15 protein-coding genes are annotated in these 19,256 nt (G+C 61.3%); 6 read left to right on the top strand and 9 right to left on the bottom strand.

What is annotated here, in order from left to right:
* Positions 1-18: 18 nt before the first annotated feature.
* On the bottom strand, positions 19-3,582 hold the full coding sequence (locus tag ACUXUR_RS13960) for an AsmA family protein (protein WP_445502971.1): 3,564 nt from the start codon (positions 3,580-3,582) through the stop codon (positions 19-21).
* Positions 3,583-3,663: 81 nt separating this feature from the next.
* Positions 3,664-5,079: an FAD-binding oxidoreductase gene (locus tag ACUXUR_RS13955; RefSeq protein ID WP_445502970.1), complete on the bottom strand. Its 1,416-nt coding sequence runs from the start codon at positions 5,077-5,079 to the stop codon at positions 3,664-3,666.
* A gap of 185 nt (positions 5,080-5,264) precedes the next feature.
* Here ACUXUR_RS13955 and ACUXUR_RS13950 point away from each other — a divergent pair, with 185 nt between their 5' ends.
* Positions 5,265-5,807 carry a thioesterase family protein gene (locus ACUXUR_RS13950; RefSeq protein WP_445502969.1) on the top strand — a complete coding sequence of 181 codons (543 nt, stop codon included), beginning with the start codon at positions 5,265-5,267 and terminating at the stop codon, positions 5,805-5,807.
* Here ACUXUR_RS13950 and ACUXUR_RS13945 read toward each other — a convergent pair.
* A complete protein-coding gene (locus ACUXUR_RS13945; protein WP_445502968.1) occupies positions 5,804-6,079 on the bottom strand; it encodes a serine hydrolase family protein in 276 nt (91 codons plus the stop codon). The genes ACUXUR_RS13950 and ACUXUR_RS13945 overlap by 4 nt on opposite strands.
* A gap of 146 nt (positions 6,080-6,225) precedes the next feature.
* On the opposite strand from ACUXUR_RS13945, the gene ACUXUR_RS13940 reads away from it, so the two are divergent.
* Positions 6,226-8,601 carry an ATP-dependent helicase gene (locus tag ACUXUR_RS13940; protein ID WP_445502967.1) on the top strand — a complete coding sequence of 792 codons (2,376 nt, stop codon included), beginning with the start codon at positions 6,226-6,228 and terminating at the stop codon, positions 8,599-8,601.
* Between the two features lie 125 nt (positions 8,602-8,726).
* Complete coding sequence (locus tag ACUXUR_RS13935; RefSeq protein ID WP_445502966.1) at positions 8,727-9,083, top strand: hypothetical protein; 357 nt, start codon at positions 8,727-8,729, stop codon at positions 9,081-9,083.
* Positions 9,084-9,178: 95 nt separating this feature from the next.
* Here ACUXUR_RS13935 and ACUXUR_RS13930 read toward each other — a convergent pair whose 3' ends face one another.
* Positions 9,179-10,060: a manganese catalase gene (locus tag ACUXUR_RS13930; RefSeq protein ID WP_445502965.1), complete on the bottom strand. Its 882-nt coding sequence runs from the start codon at positions 10,058-10,060 to the stop codon at positions 9,179-9,181.
* Between the two features lie 202 nt (positions 10,061-10,262).
* Between ACUXUR_RS13930 and ACUXUR_RS13925 the strand changes: the two genes are divergently transcribed.
* Positions 10,263-11,534, top strand: coding sequence for a class I SAM-dependent methyltransferase (locus ACUXUR_RS13925; protein WP_445502964.1), 1,272 nt, complete (start codon positions 10,263-10,265; stop codon positions 11,532-11,534).
* Between the two features lie 17 nt (positions 11,535-11,551).
* On the opposite strand, the gene ACUXUR_RS13920 is transcribed toward ACUXUR_RS13925, so the two are convergent.
* On the bottom strand, positions 11,552-12,427 hold the full coding sequence (locus ACUXUR_RS13920; RefSeq protein ID WP_445502963.1) for an SDR family NAD(P)-dependent oxidoreductase: 876 nt from the start codon (positions 12,425-12,427) through the stop codon (positions 11,552-11,554).
* A gap of 151 nt (positions 12,428-12,578) precedes the next feature.
* Between ACUXUR_RS13920 and ACUXUR_RS13915 the strand changes: the two genes are divergently transcribed.
* On the top strand, positions 12,579-13,499 hold the full coding sequence (locus ACUXUR_RS13915; RefSeq protein WP_445502962.1) for a 50S ribosomal protein L11 methyltransferase: 921 nt from the start codon (positions 12,579-12,581) through the stop codon (positions 13,497-13,499).
* A gap of 152 nt (positions 13,500-13,651) precedes the next feature.
* Here the strand turns inward: ACUXUR_RS13915 and ACUXUR_RS13910 are convergent, their stop codons facing one another.
* Positions 13,652-13,876, bottom strand: coding sequence for a hypothetical protein (locus ACUXUR_RS13910; RefSeq protein WP_445502961.1), 225 nt, complete (start codon positions 13,874-13,876; stop codon positions 13,652-13,654).
* 293 nt (positions 13,877-14,169) lie between these two features.
* Here ACUXUR_RS13910 and ACUXUR_RS13905 point away from each other — a divergent pair, with 293 nt between their 5' ends.
* Entirely contained in the window at positions 14,170-15,990 is a 1,821-nt protein-coding gene (locus ACUXUR_RS13905; protein WP_445502960.1) for an aminopeptidase P family protein, read from the top strand.
* Here ACUXUR_RS13905 and ACUXUR_RS13900 read toward each other — a convergent pair.
* The 3 genes from ACUXUR_RS13900 to ligA are packed head-to-tail and all read right to left on the bottom strand — an operon-like array spanning position 15,987 to position 19,155.
* Positions 15,987-16,286, bottom strand: coding sequence for an AzlD family protein (locus tag ACUXUR_RS13900; RefSeq protein WP_445502959.1), 300 nt, complete (start codon positions 16,284-16,286; stop codon positions 15,987-15,989). The genes ACUXUR_RS13905 and ACUXUR_RS13900 overlap by 4 nt on opposite strands.
* Entirely contained in the window at positions 16,283-16,972 is a 690-nt protein-coding gene (locus ACUXUR_RS13895) for an AzlC family ABC transporter permease (protein ID WP_445502958.1), read from the bottom strand. The genes ACUXUR_RS13900 and ACUXUR_RS13895 overlap by 4 nt, the downstream gene beginning before the upstream one ends.
* Before the next feature lie 17 nt (positions 16,973-16,989).
* On the bottom strand, positions 16,990-19,155 hold the full coding sequence (gene ligA / locus ACUXUR_RS13890; protein WP_445502957.1) for an NAD-dependent DNA ligase LigA: 2,166 nt from the start codon (positions 19,153-19,155) through the stop codon (positions 16,990-16,992).
* Between the last annotated feature and the right edge of the window lie 101 nt (positions 19,156-19,256).

Raw genomic sequence — 19,256 nt, 5'->3', positions numbered from 1 at the left:
TACCAAAAGCTGAAAAACTTATCGTTCAGGACTGCCGTAGATCGGTGGCGGAGCATTGAGCTCCACCGGCGGATTCAGCGGCGGCACCGATGTCTGCGAGGGCGTCGCTTCTTCATCCGGCTGTCGCTGCTGCTCGGATTGCAACCGCTCTGCCTCACGACGGGCCCGCTCGGCCTCAGCCTGGGCCCGCAGCTGGCGCGCCGTTTCCTCGGCGGCGGCTCGCGCGCGTTGACGCTCTGCTTCCTGCTGTGCCTGGATCTGGCGCTGACGCTCGGCGGCAGCGCGCTCGAAGGCTTCGATCTTTTCGAGCTCACGCTTGAGCACGATGGCGGCGAGCCCGTTGCGGAATGGCCCCGCATCCACCTCGCGCACGGGAGCGGCAATCGGGCCATGCCAGTTCAACCCAATGGACGGCGGAGCGCCGGTCCATCCGGCAGGAGACGTCCTGGACACGAGCGAGCCCCGCGCATCGAGCTCCAACGTATTGAGATCGAACGTCACTCCACCTTGCCAAGTCGACGGCCCGCCTTCGATCACGAAAGGCGAGAGGCGCAGCGATCCGCCTACAAGCGCTGCCGATGTCTTGACCGTTTGCGTGGTGAGCGCAGCACGACCCAGTTCAGCATTGATGATGGCTTCAGCCTTCCCCTCGACAAGGGGTTCGTTCTCGGCCAGGGCGCGCTTGAGCGCACGGTCGAACACGGCGGGATCGGCATTCGGTACACGCAGCTTGGTGATCGTCCAATCACCTGCACCGCCGAGAGCCGACACGAGCCCGGACGTGCTTTCTCCCGCCGTGCCGAATCTGAGATTGCCGGACAGGATCGCCTCGATCTGCGATGAACCACCAAGGGCCCAAAGCGGCACGCTATCGAGCGCACCTTCGCCGACGACCGTCGCCGTGGCGCCCTGACGTGTAAGGGTGCTGGACCCCGTGAGACGACCGGTGCCAATGCTGGTGTCGAGATTGCGAATCGAGATGCCGTCGGCCTGGGCCTCGACCGTGAAGCTCGCACGCGTGCCCTGGATGCCACGCCCGAGATCGAGGTTGCCAACCCGGAACGTTACCTGCCCACCGCTTACGAGGCGTCCGCTCTGACCGAATCTGGCGTTGGACCAGATCGCGGTGGCATTGGGATCACCTGGCACATTGAGCGCCAGCGCCGCCGTGAGCCACGGCAGCGACAGTCTGTCGAGAGAGACCTCACCGCCGACCTCCGAACGGGAGCGGACATTGAGGCTCGCCTGGACATTGTTGCTGGCGACCTGCCCCGTCACATCGAGGCGGCTTGCATCGCGCTCGCGCCCCAGCGTGACACGGGCCTTGACGGGGACCGGCGGGTTCACGCCAGCGCCATCACCCAGCAACAGCAGAAAGGGGGTGACATCGGCAGTCACGAACTCCGCTTCGCCGCTATCCACCACGTCATCATTCTCGCTCAGAGAGAAAGGCCGCAGAGTTGCAATCTGCGCCCCTGCCACCTCACCGGCGAAAGTGACGTTGAACTGGCCGGAGCCGACACGCGTGCCGCGAAGATCGATCCGGGACGGACGATTGAGACCCGTCATGTTGCTGCGGTTCACCCAGCGGCCTGTATTCTCCGTTGCGAGAGTAAGGTTGAGATTTTCGGTCCGACCGTCGACAGAATCGACACTGCCCTCGATCGTGCCGCCTGCCGCCGTTCCCTTCATCATCGTGCGCAGACGCAACTCAGTGGAGCCAGGAGGCGGAGCGACGCGCTCGGTTCCCACCTGCACATTGAGTGCACCCTCACGTAGGAAGTGCGGCACGAGCTTGGAAACTCCGCCGACCCACACGCTGCCGAGGAGATCGACGAGAGGAGCAGCGCGCTGTGCCGTCACTTTGCCGGTGATGCTGCCGGAGCCATCAGGCGCGATGCGTCCGCTCACCCGGGCATTGGCGCCGGCGAGATCCACGATATCGAGGTTCTCGACGAGCAACGCCGGACCATCGGAGAGAATGCGTGCCGTGATGCGGCCAGTCGCCGAGCTCTTGCCTGCGCTGACGCCGCGCGCCTCGAGGATGAAGCCGACATCGACATTCTGCGTCGCCTCGAACACGCTGGAGAGCTGCGGCAGCTGATCGAGGTTCAGGTTCTGAACTGCGACCTGGGCCTCCAGCTTACCGCGCTCATCGGCTTCGGGCGCGGTATAACGCAGATTACCAGTGGTCACCGCATCGCCGATTTTCACGCGCATGCGGTTGAGCGAAAGAACCGGATTGTTGAAGACGATATCCGACGAGGCTTCGACAGGTCGTCCATCGAGAATGTCGAGAAAAGGCGAGCGGATCTTGATGCGGTCGAGATAACGCGCCAACCGATCCGATGCGTTGGAAGCCAGTGCCACCTTGCCTTCGATGCCGCCCTGTGTCGTCAGACCGAGCTGTCCCTCGAGCGCCACCCGCGTCTCGCCCGGAGCATTGAACTCGATCCGATCGAGCCTCGCCTTGCCCCGCTCGAGGGACAGGCGGAGATTGGCATTGGAGAGGTCCTCCTGTCCCAATCCGATGCTGTCGATCTTGAGATCGAGATCGATGGGAACGGAGATCGGTGGAAGCGACCACTCCTTGAGGCGCGAGGCGAAATCCCGACCGTTCGAGGACAGAATGAAACTGTCCGCATCGAGCCGTCGCCCTTCGAGCTTCAATGCGATGCGCGGATCGGTGATGCCGATGCTGCCCTCGCCGGTCATGCGCAGGCTCGCGCCACCCTCGCCTGCTTCCAACGCCACTGAACTCAGCGCAACGGCGCCATCGGCCGTCTTGAAGTCGGTTTCGACAGTGATCGGAATGGGGATGCCTGCTGCTGCGACCTGAGCCGGAGGGCCGAACAGGACCTTCGCCTTGCCTGAAATATTCGGAATTGTGGTCCCGACCGCCGCATCGTCCAAGGCGAGGCGAGAATCGATATCGAAGCGTGGATAGATGTCTCCCCCACCCGAGAGCTTGACCTGGACGGTCTTGTCCTCGCCCAGCTCGCCGGTCACGAGCCGGAACGGCACACCCGCCGTGGTGCCCTCGACCCGCCACGGACCGATCAGCTTCTGCCCCTCGATCTGGACATTCTCTGCAAAGGCCTGGTTCGTGTGGCCCGTGGCCGTCCTCTGCGTCGTGACCAGAAGCTGGCCGATATTAAGGCTGTCAATGGCCCATTCGCGGCTGCGCCCGCTGCCTGAAACGAGATCAGGCGGCAGGCGCCAGTCACCTTTTCCTGAAACCGGAACCTGGATATCGGCCCGGCCGATCTGAGTTGCCGTAAAGCGGACCTCACCCCGCAGGAGAGGCGTGAGGGCGATCTCGGCCAGAACATTATCGGCCGTCAGCGTGGGTGAATCCGGCGTCTTGCCGCCAAGCCGCAGCCGGTCGAGAACGATCCTCGGTTCGGGCAGCAGACGAATGCCGATGCTGCCCTGCGTGCGCGCCTCTGTTCCCGAGGCACGCGAAATCATCCCGTCGATCGTGTCGCGGTAATCCTCCCAGGTCATGAGAGGGGGCGCCGCAACGGCAATCGCCAGGATCAGGATCACAATGCCTGCGATGATCGTCAGGATATCGCGCAAGAGGTGTATTGTCTCCGTTTCACCCTATCTCTTAGCCCACGGATCCTGGGATCGGGAGCGCCCCGGGCGCTCCTTCCACCATCAAAGTGCAACGATCTTACCCGGGTTCATGATGTTGTGCGGGTCTATCGCCCGTTTCAAGACGCGCATGAGGTCAAGCGCAGCTTCTCCATGCTCGATCTCCAGATATTTCATCTTTTTCTGTCCAACGCCGTGCTCACCGGTGCAGGTGCCCTCCATGGCAACGGCCCGCTTCACGAGGCGATCCACGAACGCCTCGCAGGCGGCGACTTCCGCAGGGTCATCTGTGTTCACAAGCGGTTGAACATGGAAGTTGCCGTCACCTACATGGCCCACGATGGGGGCGATCATGCCACTTTCCAGGATATCCTTCTTCGTCTCGTCGACGCATTCGGCAAGGCGTGAGATCGGCACGCAGACGTCGGTCGCTACCGATTGCGCGCCGGGGCGCAGGCCTCGGGCTGCCCAATAGGCGTCATGCCGTGCCTGCCAGAGGCGCGAGCGCTCTTCAGGCTTCGTGGCCCATTCGAAGGGCTGGTCAGTGAACTCCGCCGCGATCTCACCGAAGCGCTCGGCCTGTTCCTGCACGCCGGCGTCGGTGCCGTGGAATTCAAGCAGGAGCAAGGGGCTCTCCGGCAGGGAGAGCTTCGAATGAAGGTTCACCGCCCTCACCTGCACCTCGTCGAGCAGCTCGATGCGTGCCACCGGGATCCCAGACTGGATCGTCATGATCACCGCATCGCAAGCAGCCTTGACCGTCGGGAAGGGACAGATGCCGGCCGAGATCGCCTCCGGAATGCCCTGCAGCTTCAGGGTGATCTCGGTGATGACACCGAGCGTACCCTCGGAGCCGATCATCAGCCGAGTGAGATCGTAGCCTGCCGAGCTCTTCTTCGCGCGGCTTGCGGTCTTCACGATCTCGCCGTTCGGCAGCACGACGGTCAGCGAGAGCACCACGTCCTTCATCGTGCCGTACCGGACGGCATTGGTCCCGGAGGCTCGCGTGGAGACCATGCCACCAATGGAGGCATCCGCCCCTGGATCGATGGGGAAGAACAGGCCTTTGTCGCGCAGGTGTTCGTTCAGTTCCTTGCGGGTCACGCCCGCCTCGACCACGCAGTCCAGATCCTCCTCATGGACGGCGATGATGCGCTTCATAAGACTCAAATCGATGCAGACGCCGCCGTCGGGCGCATTGATGTGGCCCTCGAGCGAGGTGCCCGTGCCGAAGGGAATGATCGGCACGCCCTTCGCCGCACAGAGCTTGATGATTTCGGCGACCTCCTCCGTCGTACGGGCATAGACCACGATATCCGGCGGCTGGTTCTTCACCCAAGTCAGCGTATGACCGTGCTGCTCGCGTACGGCGGCGGAGGTGACCACCCTTTCGCCGAAGCGGCTGGAGAGTTCGGCCGTCAGGTCGGAAATGGCGGCGTCAGAAGGCTTAGGGCGGCTGGGCGAAAGAATGGCGTTCATCTTGAGTTTGCATTCCGATTACGGGGACTCTTTATCCATACCTACCAAAACCTTCCTGAACGCAAGACGCTAGGCAGCAAATGGGCCAATTAGCCCATGCATGGCTGGCGGATATGTGCTAACATTCTTAGCCATAGCTCATGGAGAGAGATGCTCGTGACCGGCATCGGGGGAATGAACTGACCATGGAGAAGAAGACTCCAGCGTTCTTCTTCGCCCCCTTCGTGTCGTCCACGATGCGGGTCGAGCCAGCCTGGATCGACTACAATGGCCACATGAACATGGCCTATTACCATGTGCTGTTCGACCGCGCCCTCGATGAGGGCTTTAGCCTTCTCGGCCTTGACCAGGAATATGTGGAAGAGCGCAGGGCCTCCTTCTTCGTTGCCGAGATCCACACTCTCTACAAACGTGAACTGAAGGTGCACAACCAAGTACGCGTGACGCTTCAGCTCGTTGATTACGACGAGAAGCGCGTGCACTACTATATGGAAATCCGCCATGCGGCGGAGGGTTGGATAGCCGCCACCCTGGAAGGCTTGTCCCTCCACGTGGACATGGAAACCCGTAAGGTCTCACCTTTTCCCGAGGATATCGCTGCCAATCTCGCGGTCATGAAGGCGTCTCATGCCGGATTGGCTAAGCCCCAGGCTTTAGGCCGCATCATCGGCGTTCCAGGCAAGCTCGACAAGCACGAAGCCCTGCTCGCTTCCGGCACCCGGCACTAGCAACGGACCGCACCCGGAGTGCAACGATAGGGAGACGTGATTGGCGGACTGGGAAACAGCCTCTGCCGCTCGATGTCCTGCCTGATCTGCCCGTTCTTGAGCCGAAAATCCTGCTCCAGCGACTGGATGCGGCGATCCTGCTGCATATTCCGGTTGAGCTCCTCCACCTGACGCTCGGACCGGCTCTTGCGCGGAAGGCGCTGCGGTTGAGCTTCAGCTGGCAGCGGCAGAGCGAAACTAAAGCCAATCAATGCCGCGACGAGGAAACGCATGGGGACATTCCTTTTGGAATCTTCTCTCCCCATATGGCGATGAAAGCCTTTTCTGACAACGTCGACGAGCCTCCAGCCGCCCCGCCGCGGGGTGGGCGGCATTTACGGGCTCGACGCCGTTCGCCTTTTGATCCATGGTCGCGCCGATGAATCAGCCTGATAACAGCCCCCAGTCCCGGAACGATCTTGCGCACCAGCCGTCCTCCGGTTCCTTAAGCGCCCGCGCCCGTGCGGCGGTTGCGCCCCAGTTCGCCTATCTGAATGGCCTGAATCCTGAGCAACGCGCCGCCGTGGAGGCAACCGAAGGCCCCGTCCTCGTGCTCGCCGGCGCGGGCACCGGCAAGACCCGCGTGCTCACCACCCGCATCGCCCATCTGATCGCCACCGGCAAAGCCTGGCCGTCGCAGATCCTCGCCGTGACCTTCACCAACAAGGCCGCCCGCGAGATGCGCGAGCGCATCGGCCGCGCCATCGGCGAAGTGGCCGAGGGCATGCAGTGGCTCGGCACCTTTCACTCCATCGGCACCAAGATCCTGCGCCGGCATGCGGAGCTCGTGGGCCTGCGCTCGGACTTCACCATTCTCGGAACGGACGACCAGCTGCGCCTGATGAAGCAGGTGATCGAGGCGGAAGGTATCGACGAAAAGCGCTGGCCCGCCCGCCAGCTCGCTGGCCTGATCGATGCCTGGAAGAACCGTGGCCTTGGTCCCGACCAGGTGGCTGCTGGCGAAGCCGGAGCCTTCGCCAACGGCAAGGGCGGGCGGCTCTACCGCGCCTATCAGGAGCGCCTGAAGGTTCTCAACGCCGTCGATTTCGGCGACCTGCTGCTCGAATGCCTGCGCCTGTGGCGCGAGCACCCGGATATTCTGGAGCAGTACCAGGAGCGCTTCCGCTACATGCTGGTGGACGAGTATCAGGACACCAACGTCGCGCAATACCTCTGGCTGCGCCTGCTCGCTCAGAAGCGCAAGAACCTGTGCTGCGTGGGCGACGACGACCAGTCGATCTATGGCTGGCGTGGTGCGGAGGTCGACAACATCCTGCGCTTCGAGCACGATTTTCCGGGCGCAACCGTCATCCGGCTCGAACGCAACTATCGTTCCACCGGCCATATCCTCTCTGCAGCCTCCGTGCTGATCGCCAAGAACCAGGGACGCCTCGGCAAGACCCTGCGCACCGAGGACGAGCCAGGCGAGAAGGTGACGATCACTGGCGCCTGGGATTCGGAGGACGAGGCCCGTCTCATCGGCGAAGAGATCGAGGCACTGCACGCCAAGAAGCATCCACTCTCGGAAATCGCCATTCTCGTGCGCATCTCGGCGCAAATGCGCGAGATCGAAGATCGTCTCGTGCAATTGGGCGTGCCCTATCGCGTCATCGGCGGCCCGCGTTTCTACGAGCGCGCGGAAATTCGCGATGCCCTGGCCTATTTACGCGTCGTGAACCAGCCCGCCGACGATCTCGCTTTCGAGCGTATCGTCAATGTGCCCAAACGCGGCCTTGGCGATGCGACGATCCAGGTGCTGCACAACCATGCCCGCGCCGCGCGCGTGCCGATGATGGAAGCCGCGCGCTTCATCGTCGAGACCGATGAGCTGAAGCCGAAGCCGCGCGCGACACTGCGCGACCTTCTCATCTCCTTCGGCCGCTGGTCGAAGCTCTCCGAGACCATGTCGCAATCCGAAGTGGCACAGATCGTGCTGGAGGAATCCGGCTACACGGACATGTGGCAGAAGGAGAAATCCGCCGATGCCGCTGGCCGTCTTGAGAACCTGAAGGAGCTTGTGCGCTTCATGGAAGAGTTCCCGGATCTGCAGAGCTTCCTGGAACATGTTTCCCTCGTGATGGAGGCAAACGAAAGCGACACCTCTGAGCGCGTGAGCCTGATGACGCTTCACGCCGCGAAGGGCCTGGAGTTCGACACGGTATTCCTCCCGGGCTGGGAGGAAGGCCTTTTCCCCAATCAGCGCGCTCTCGATGAGAGCGGTCGTGCCGGTTTGGAAGAAGAACGCCGCCTCGCTCATGTGGGTCTCACTCGCGCAAAGCGGCGTGCGAAGATTTATTTTGCCTCCAACCGACGCATCCACGGCTTGTGGAACTCGACCGTGCCGAGCCGCTTCATCGACGATTTGCCGGAGAGCGATGTCGAGATCGTGGAAGCGCCCGCGAACTTCTCCTATGGCGGCGGATACGGTGGCGGCTCGCGCTTCGATCGCATGCAACCTTTCAGCGGCTCGTCCTACCAGACGCCCGGCTGGCAGCGTGCACAGGCGCATCGCGCGAGCACGGACAGCGGCTATTCAACTCGTCGTTCCGGCGATAGGCGAGGTCCGATGATGATCGAAGGCGAGCTGGTTGCAAAATCCACCGGCAGCTCAGGCTTTACTGTCGGCGGGCGCGTACTGCATTCGAAATTCGGCCCCGGGACCATTGAGGCGGTGGACGGCAACAAGCTCACCGTCGAGTTCGACAAGGCCGGACGCAAGATGGTGCTCGACAGCTTCGTGGAGGCATTGAGTTAACGTGGAAACACCGATGGGCGCAGGCAGCGGCCAATTGTCAAGCTGCTGATATTATCCGACAATGAACGGTATTGGGATTGCAGGCGCTTGGCTTGCACATTTCGCATACGGTCTGGACATCTTGGATGGCTCCTTTCCTGCACCTGTCGACGGCGATACTCATAGGCTTCTTGAGCACAGCAGCTCTCGGCTATCCGACATTGGCATCGGCACAGGAGATCTCGATCGAAGGCCGCATTCAAGAGTTTCAGTGCGGAGATAACTGTTATCTCACCATCGTTGATAATTCCGCTAAGAAGCACACCGGATTGTGCACCGCATCTGCGTGCGGGCCGTGGAATGAGAACGTTGAACTGCCTCCTCATTACATAGGAAAGCGGGTCATCGTGACTTTAGGTCGAGGCGTCCAGACGGATGCCGAAGGTAATGTAATGGGGAAAATGACAGCCTTCAGAAAGATCAGATTTCTGGATCAACCTTAAGCCGTCGAAAAACGGAACATTACCTTAATATCTCACCTGCGCACGCCATGCTCATGGCCTTGGTCATGAGCATGGTCACGACATCCTTTGAATGATCATTCTGCAGCCAAGGGCGGAACCGGCGCGAGCGGCGTGCCGTAGACGCGCGGATCGATGGGATTGAGCTGGCCCTCGTCCTCCGTGTAGGCAGGAGGACGATCCACGTAAGTGAACTGGCCTTTGCCATCCGGCGAGGGACCGTCGGCCCAGCGACCTTGCTGGCTTTCCACGCCTTCCGAGTGATTGAGGAATTGATAGGCGACCTCACTCTTCTCCAGATCCTGCGGGAAGGTCGAGGGCACCGGAGTCATCTCCAGCCCGTCCTCCTCCAGCTCCCTGATGGCAGCGAGCCATTGGTTCTGGTGCATGGTGTCGCGGGCGATAAGGAACGAGAGCATGTCCCGCACACCCGTATCGCTCGTCATGTTGTAGAGCCTGCTCACCTGCAATCGGCCCTGACTCTCCGCCGTCACGTTGAAGCGAAAATCGGCAAGCAGATTGCCGCTTGCGATCGTGTAGGCCGATGTCCAGGGATTGCCGATGCTGTCCGACGGGCGTGCGCCAAGGCCGGCGACAATCATATGCTGCGGATTCATGCCGGCGACAACGGCATCCTCGACGCGCGCACCGCCCATCACAGCTCCGACGATGGAGTTCTTCGCCATGTCTTCCTGCTGCTCGACCGGCGAGGTTTCGAGCAGGCGGGCGATCATGGTGGCGAGCATTTCCACGTGGCCGATCTCCTCGGTCCCGATATCCATGATCATGTCCTTGTACTTCTGCGGACCGCGGCAGTTCCAGCCTTGGAACAGATACGTCATCATGACGCTGATCTCACCCCATTGGCCGCCAAGTGGCTCCTGCAACATCTTGGCAAAGAGCGGATCAGGCCTTTCAGGCTTGGCGTGATATGCCAACTGCCGCTGACGGAAGAACATCGGCTAGCTCCTGGTTAAGTTTAATGAACTGACCCTCTGCCCTTGCAAGGGTCAGCCTTCCAACCAGGGCTCACCGCCGTTGTTCCCCGTGAATCCAAGTAAGTTCTACTTTAGATCCGTTCTGATTTTCTTAGCCTCTAGCCAAGCTCGCTTAAGTGTGGAACCATCCCGACGCAATTGATGCTTCCCCATGAGGTCTCTGATGTTTCCTCTCTCGCACATGCTGAAGTCGTTCGTGCGCACCGGCACGCTCAAAGTCATCGACGCCGAGGGCAAGGTGCATGTCTTCGGCGGGGAGAAGCCCGGCCTGAACGTGACTATGCGGCTGACGGATCGCTCGCTCTATCACAAGCTCTTCCTCAATCCGGAGCTGCATGCAGGCGAGGCCTATATGGATGGGCGCATGAGCTTCGAGGAAGGGTCCACCTTGAGGGACTTCCTGAACCTCTTCTCGCAGAACCGCTCGACGCTGGCGAATTACCCCTTGCAGAGTGTGCTGAAGCGCATCTCACGAACTGTAAAGCGTTTCCAGCAGGCAAACCCCGTTGGCAAGGCGCAACAGAATGTGGCGCATCACTATGATCTGGGCAACGACTTCTACAAGCTCTTCCTCGACAAGGGGATGCAGTATTCCTGCGCTTATTTCATCAGTGATGATGATACTCTGGAAGAAGCCCAGCAGAACAAGCTGCGTCTTATCGCGTCGAAGCTGCAACTCAAGCCCGGCCTGAAAATCCTGGACATCGGCAGCGGCTGGGGCGATCTCGCGCTCTATCTCGCCGCCATGGAAGATGTCGACGTCACGGGTGTGACGCTCTCCAAGGAGCAATACGAGCTCTCGAATGAGAAAGCCCGGCGCGCGGGCCTGTCAGACCGCGTACGCTTTGAGCTGCTCGATTACCGCAAGGTCGACAAGCGCTTCGACCGCATCGTTTCAGTGGGCATGTTCGAGCATGTTGGCGTGCATCATTACGGCGAGTTCTTCGCCAAGATCAACGCGCTGCTCGACGATGACGGTCTCATGGTGCTGCACTCCATCGGCAAGATGAGCCCGCCCGGCACCGCAAGCCCGTGGCTGCGCAAATACATCTTCCCAGGAGCCTACTCTCCTGCCCTTTCGGAAGTCTTCCCTGTCACTGAGCAGAATAGCCTCTGGGTCACGGATCTCGAATTCCTGCGCCTCCACTATGCCAAAACCTTGAATCATTGGCACAAGCGTTTCGAAGCCAACCGGGAAAAGATCGCCGCCATGTATGACGAGCGCTTCTGCCGGATGTTCGAGTTTTATCTGATCAGCGCCGAGACGATGTTCACCACGGGCAGCCAGCTCGTGTTCCACATGCAACTTGCCCGCAGGCGCGATGCCGCGCCCATCGTGCGCGATTACATCACGGATCTTCAGCGCCATTACAGATCCATCGAGCCTGAGCGTCTCAAGATCCTCGAAAAGGCCAAGGAGCTGATGCCGGCATAAAGCCGGCATCGAATCCATCAGGTGATCGTCTCGTAATCCTTGTTCTTCAATCCGTCATGCGAGTGGCGCGTGGGTAGCGTGCCCTTCGGCTGCTTCTTGAAGTGTGAGGACGCCTTCATGCCAACAGGCCCCTTGCCGATCGTAATACCCCCGTCCACCGTGTACAGCGCACCGGTGACGAAGCTCGCTTCGTCAGATGCAAGGAAGCAGAATACGTTCGCAACTTCTTCCGGTGTGCCGCGACGTCCCATGGGAGTGGCTTGTGTAATCATGGTTGCAAGCTCCGTATCCATCGGGCCCGTTGACTTATGCGTCCAGGCCGTATCGATGGGACCAGGGCAGACGCAATTCGCGCGCACGCCGTAGGCGGCCTGCTCAGCGGCGATGCCTTGCATGAAGGAGTGGATGAACGCCTTCGTACCGCCATAAATCGCGTTTTTCGGATGCCCGACCATGCCGGCCTCCGAACCCGTGGAGACGATATTGCCATAGGTCTCCTGCAAATGAGGCAGAGCGAACTTCGTCATGAGAAAAACAGAGCGCACGTTCGAGCGGAGCGTCTCGTCGAACTTGTCGATGGGATAATTCTGGGTTTCTGCGACAGCCAAGAACACGCCTGCATTATTGATGAGGATATCGATGCGTCCGTAAGCGCTCACACAGGCTTCGACCGCAGCTTGAGCGTGATATTCCTCGGCGATATCGCCAAGGTACATTTCGGCGAAGCCCCCTGCCCCGTTGATGAGCCGCGCGACATCCTCGACGGGATCATCGGGCAGGCCGACAAGAAGAAGGCGCGCACCTTCCCGGGCGAATTTCAGGGCGATGGCTTCGCCGATGCCGGTGCCTGCACCGGTAACGATGGCAACTTTATCGAAAAGACGTCCGGACATGGGAATCTCCTGCGGGCACACGGCACCGCTTCAAGCGTCATGGGAAACAGGCTTAGCGCTTGCAAAACGGGCACTGCTCTTGAGGGTTCCGGCAGAAGACCTCAGTCGTGATCGCTTGAGGCATAGCACGCAGGATGCTAGAGCAACGTCCATGCTTGAAGGTCTGCATCCCAATCGCCCCAGCCACGTCTTCCGCATCACTACGGACGAGCGCTCTGCGCGCGCCATGACCGATCTGATCGGAGAAATCTTCGATCCTGCCGAGACGGCTGTTGCCGCCTTCGAGACGGTGGAGGACGGCCCCTGGCTGCTCGAGGCCTATTTCGCCCATGAGCCGAACGAGGCCGCCATCCGCGACCTCGTGCGTCCCATCGTGGGCGAGGAAGCCGACAAGGGCGTGTTCCTGCCCCTGGAGCAGAAGGATTGGGTAAAAACTTCCCTCGAAGGCCTCAAACCAGTGCGGGCTGGCCGCATTCTGGTTCACGGATCCCATGATCGAGATCAGCGCCGCAGCAACGACCTCGCCATCGAGATCGAGGCAGGCTTGGCCTTCGGCACGGGCCATCACGGCACGACGCTGGGATGCCTCAAGGCCTTCGTGGATGAGTTGAAGATCCGCACGCCCCGCCATGTGCTCGACGTGGGCACCGGCACGGGCATTTTGGCCTTTGCCGCAGCCAAGATCCTGAAGCGGCCTGTGATAGCGGGCGATATCGATCCGGAAGCGGTGCGGGTGGCGAAGGAGAATGCGCGTCTCAACGGCATCGGGCCGTGGATGAAGCTCTATGTCGGCCCCGGCACGCGCAATGCGGAAGCCAACCGGCCGGGCCATTTCGATCTCGTCTTCGCCAACATTCTCGCAAAGCCTCTGCGAATGTTGGCGCCCTCGCTGGCACGGGTAGCCAGCAATGATGGAACGCTCATTCTCTCAGGGCTTCTGGCCAATGACGTTCCGGGAGTGCTGTCTTCCTACGCGCATCAGGGCTGGTATCTCCAGCGCCGGTACGATCTTGAAGGCTGGGCCGCTCTGGTGTTGAAGCGGGGCAGCGCGCGTCCGCAACCCCGCCGATAATTGATTAGGGACTTACTCGGTAATCAGGCCGGGATAACGCTTCATCAGCTCGCGGCGGAGCTTGAAGGTGTCGGCGACAACCTCGCGGATGACTTTCATGGCAACGACGATCAACATGGCTTTTCTCTTCTCTTTCGTACGTAATTCTTGTCTCAGATCTTGAACGGCAGATCATTGCTTTGGATCAAGAAATCCGAGGAATGATCCTGCTTGCGGCCGAGATCGGCCATAAGAGCTTCGTGGCGGCGCAGCTCACGCGCAGCGCTCCGTGCACGGCTCTCGGCAAGAGCGCTCATCATGGCCCTGACGATCAGTGAAAACGTGGACGGGGTTTGGACCTGACCGGCATAGACGGACGACAAAACGGCTGTGTTCATGGGCTCATCTCCAACGGGTTGGTGTTGAGACCCTTCAGTTCAGCGTTCCTCTGTTCTTGTTACGCTATACATAAGCCATGCACGACTTTAGTTGTAGGCGGATCGATTGCATGCGAGCCATGCGTCTTTTGCAGCGCACAATCAGAAAATGTTAACGTCCAGGCAGCCGGTGCATAGTGGACGGGCAGATTGTCCGTTGCATATGCACGCTTCAGGACAGCATGGCGGTTGCGGGGCTTCTTCCTCCAGCATAGCGTGCTGCCTTCCTCATTTTCTGCTCCGGTGCTTTTCGGATGGCCCAGTTCCAATTCTTTGACGATACGACCTCCCCTTCGCAGGGCCCCACCCATATCGCCAAGCTGCGGGCCGAGTTGAGTCGACGCGGCTTCGACGGATTCATCGTGCCCCGGGCTGACGAGCACCAGGGTGAATACGTCCCGAAAAGCGCCGAACGCTTGGCTTGGCTGACGGGCTTCACGGGTTCCGCCGGCACTGCCGTGATTCTGAAGGACAAGGCTGCCCTCGTGGTCGATGGGCGCTATACGGTCCAAGCCGCCGAGCAGGTGGACGCCTCCGTCATCACGCCTGTGCAGCTTTCCGAGGTGTCGGTCGAGGACTGGATTGCCGCGAATCTGCCGGAAGGCGGGATTCTTGCCTATGATCCCTGGCTCCATACGAGTGACGGCCTGAGCCGCCTGGAGAAGGCCATGGCGAGAGCAGGCGGCAGGCTCGCTCCCGTCGACATCAATCTTGTCGATGTGATCTGGATCGACCGTCCTGCCCCGCCCCAAGCACCCATACGGCCGCATCCGCTCGATCATGCCGGTGAGACCGCCGAGTCGAAGCTGGAGCGCATCCGCAAGAAGATGGCGGAGGCCAAGCTTGATGCGCTCGTGATCTCTGACCCGCACAATCTCGCCTGGGCCTTCAACCTGCGCGGTGGCGACGTGGGTTATACGCCCTTGCCCCTCGGCTATGGGGTGCTGCCGCGGGAGGGCCGCGCGAGCCTGTTCTTCGATCCGGCCAAGATCACCAACGAAGCCGGAGCGACTGTTGGCGACCTCGCTGAGTTTGCCCCCATCAGCTCATTCCAGAGCGCGCTTGATGCGCTGGGTCAGAAGGGCGGCAAGGTGCGTGTGGATTCCGCCACCGGTGCCGTCGCCCTGATCCGCCGTATCGAGACGGCCGGCGGCACGGTGGATGTGGGCGCGGACCCCATCGCGCTGATGAAGGCGGTGAAGAACAGGGCGGAGATCGCAGGCTCGCATGCAGCCCATCTGCGCGATGGCGTCGCGGTGGCGTGTTTCCTCGCTTGGCTTGATCGTGAGGCACCGAAGGGACAGCTCACCGAGATCGATGCCGTCGAAGCCTTGGAGGCATTCCGCATCGAGACCGGCGTGTTGAAGAATATCTCCTTCCCAAGCATTTCGGGTGCGGGTCCAAATGCCGCCCTGCCGCATTATCGCGTCACGGCTTCGAGCAACCGGAGGATCGAGAACAATCAGATTTTCCTCATCGATTCCGGCGCGCAGTATGAGGATGGCACGACGGACATTACGCGCACGATCATCGTGGGTGAGCCCACGCCTGAGATGAAGGGTCGCTTCACGCGCGTGCTGCAGGGTCATATCGCCATCGCTCGCGCGGTGTTTCCGAAAGGCACGACGGGTGCGCAGATCGATGCGTTTGCCCGCAAGCCACTCTGGGAGGCCGGCCTCGATTTCGATCACGGCACGGGCCATGGCATCGGCAGCTATCTTTCCGTGCATGAAGGCCCGCAGCGCATCGCCAAGACCGGCACAACGCCGCTTGAAGCAGGCATGATGCTTTCCAACGAGCCTGGCTACTACAAGCAGGGTGATTACGGCATCCGCATCGAGAACCTGATCCTCGTGGAGCCGCGCGCCATTCCCGGTGGCGATCGCGAGATGCTGGGCTTCGAGACGCTCACCTTCACGCCCATCGATCTGCGCCTTGTCGAGCCCGCGATCATGAAGGCAGATGAGATTGCGTGGCTCAACGACTATCACGCTCAGGTGCGCGAAAAGATCGGACCGCATCTCGACGCCGAGACGCGCGCATGGCTCGAGGAGGCCACCCGCGCGATCGGCTAGATCAGGCTGCGCAGCACCACGACGGAGACAACGCCAACGGCGATTGTCGCGAGCAGCGGCAATCGGAAAGCGACGACAGCGGTGATGGCGGCGGCAATGGCCTCCGCCCACCCTGTCGTCAACGCCGTCGGTGCGATCACCGAGACGAGCACGGCGGGTGGAATGGCATCGAACGCCGCCTTGGCGCGTCCGGTGAGCACGAGGCGATCCGCCACGAAGATCCCTGCGATGCGCGTGATGTAGGTCGCTACCGCCATGGCGATGATGGCGAGAAGAGTCGTCGTGTCGAGGTTCATGAGCGCGGCTCCTCGGAAGCAGCGAGATAGGCAGCAGCAATACCGGCAAGCGCTCCCGAGGCGACATGCCAGGGCGCTCCGACGAAATGGAGCACGAGCGCAGCCACTGCAGCACTGGTGCCAACCGTCACCAGGGTCACGCGGCTTCGCCCAAAGCCCGCCACGAGGCCGATGAAGAGAGCAGTGAAGGCGAAGTCCGCACCGATGCGTGCAGGATCACCCATGAAGGAACCGAGCACGGCTCCCAATGTCGTCGAAAGGGTCCAGTTCCCCCAGAGCACGAGAGCCATGGCGGCCCAATAAGCACCCGTCACGGGCCGCTCCAGCGCACGCCTCTCGGAGAGCGCCCAAGCCTCGTCCGTCAGGAAGAAGAAGGCGATGAATCGTTGGATGCCTTTGAGATGCATCTTCGGCCCGAGCGAGGCCCCCATCAGCACATGACGCGCATTGATGAGCAGTGTCGCGAAGGCGAGCGCCGCAATCGGTGCGGGATGCGCCCAGGCTTCGATAGCCGCGAACTGCGCGCCACCCGCATAGACGAAGGCGGACATGAGCACGACTTCCAGCGCAGACAATCCTTTGGCGGCAGCCACGGCTCCGAAGAGAAGGCCGATGGGAACGGCGGCGACAGCGACAGGCGCAATGTCGCGCAAGCCTGCGCGGATCTCACGTTTATAGGCGGTCATGGGCGCTCCTGTGCAATTCACGACCCTTGGCGCCCGACCAGCGCGAACCAGCCGTCCTCGTCCATGACCTGAACGCCGAGCTCGGCTGCCTTGGCGAGCTTCGAGCCGGCGCCCGGGCCTGCTACGACAATGTCCGTTTTCTTGGAGACGGAGCCTGCCACCTTGGCCCCAAGACGTTCTGCCATGGCCTTGGCTTCCTCGCGGGTCATCTGCTCGAGAGAGCCGGTGAAGACCACAATCTTGCCTGCCACGGGCGATCTGATTGTGGCGGGCGCTTCCATCGGCTCGACATTCACCTGCGCCAGCAGGGCATCGAGCATCTCTTGGTTGTGTTCCTCTTTGAAGAACTCGATGATGGCCTCAGCGACCACGGGACCGATCCCGCCGATGGAGGTGAGATCCGCATGCGCCTCCGATGCCGGATCGGCTGCGGCTTTGGCCGTCTCACGAAGAGTTTCGAAGGTGTGGAAGTGCCGGGCAAGCAGGCGTGCCGACGTCTCGCCCACATGCGGGATGCCGAGGGCGAAGATGAAGCGGTTGAGCGAGATGTTGCGACGAGCTTCGATAGCCGCGAACAAGTTGCGCACGCTCGTCTCGCCCCACCCTTCCCTGTTCTCCAGCCGCTTGAGACTGCGCGCATTGCGCTCAGCAAGCGTGAAGATGTCCTGCGGGCGCTGCACCAAGCCTTCTTCATAAAACTCGTCGATGCGCTGCCCGCCCATGCCTTCGATGTCGAAGGCGTTGCGTGACACGAAATGCTTCAGGCGTTCGCGCGCCTGGGCCGGGCAGATGAGGCCGCCCGTGCAGCGGCGCACCGCATCTTCCTTGCCGGTGCGCGGATTGACCTCGCGCACGGCGTGGCTGCCACAGGCGGGGCACTGGGTCGGAAACTCGTAAGGCTTCGCGTCGCGAGGGCGCTTCTCCAACACCACGTCGAGTACTTTCGGAATCACGTCGCCAGCGCGGTTGATGACGACCGTATCGCCGATGCGGATGTCGACACCGTCACGGATCTTCTCGCCGTTGCCGCCGATGCCTTTGATGTAATCCTCGTTGTGCAGCGTCGCATTCGACACGACGACGCCACCCACGGTCACGGGACGCAAGCGCGCAATCGGATTGAGCGAACCCGTGCGGCCCACATTGATCTCGATGCCCTCCAGCACCGTCACCGCCTTCTGCGCGGGGAACTTGTGCGCCAGCGCCCAGCGCGGCGAGCGGGAGACAAAGCCGAGCCGCTGCTGAAGATTGAGATCATCGACCTTGTAGACGACACCATCGATGTCGTAACCGAGATTGGCGCGATCGGTCTCGATGGCATGGTAATGCTCGAGCATCTCCGCGACGCTGGAGCAGCGGCGCGTGAGCGGATTCACCTTGAAGCCGAAGCCTCTCAGCGCGTCCATCATGCCGTGCTGCGTATCCGCCGGCATCTCGCTCACCTCGCCCCAGGCATAAGCATAGAAGCACAAGGGACGCGATGCCGTGATCTTCGGATCGAGCTGGCGCAGGCTGCCGGCTGCCGCATTGCGCGGATTGGCGAAGACCGGCTTGCCCGCGGCCTCCTGCCGTTCGTTGATGGCCGCGAAATCCTTATGCGAGAGATAGACCTCACCGCGCACCTCGAACACGTCGGGAATGTGCGAACCTTTGAGCACATGCGGAATGTCGTCGACTGTGCGGGCATTCGCCGTCACGTCCTCGCCTTCCGTGCCATCGCCGCGTGTCGCTGCGGTAACAAGTCTCCCCTTCTCGTAACGGATACTCAAAGAAAGACCATCGATCTTCGGTTCCGCCGTGAAGACCAACGGCTTGTCGGCTTTCCATTGCAGGAAGCGGCGGATGCGCCCGACGAATTCCTCGACCTCCTCGTCGGCGAAAGCATTAGCCAGCGAGAGCATCGGCACGCGGTGCCGGATCTTGGCGAATTTTTCGGAAACCTTGGCGCCGACTTTCTGTGTCAGGCTTTCAGAGGTCTTGAGCTCGGGGAATAGCCCCTCCAATGCCTCGTAGCGCTTGCGCAGGGCATCGTATTCCGCATCCGAAATACTGGGCGCGTCTTCCTCGTAATAGCGCCGGTCATGCTCCGCGATCTCGCGCCCAAGCTCCTCGTGCTCGGCACGGGCTTCGCGATGCGTCAGTTCGTCGACAGGCTTCAGAGAGGGAGCGGTTTTTGCGGGCATGATCGAATCGTTTGTGAGACTGCTTGAACCATAGCGCTCCGGCCTGGACTCTCCAGAGGTTGAAGCCGAATGGCTCACCACATTCACCCCTTCCATGCACA

Source organism: Microvirga medicaginis, assembly GCF_052658925.1.
Note: the sequence above shows the minus strand (reverse complement) of the source record. Positions and strands in the feature narration are given on the sequence as shown.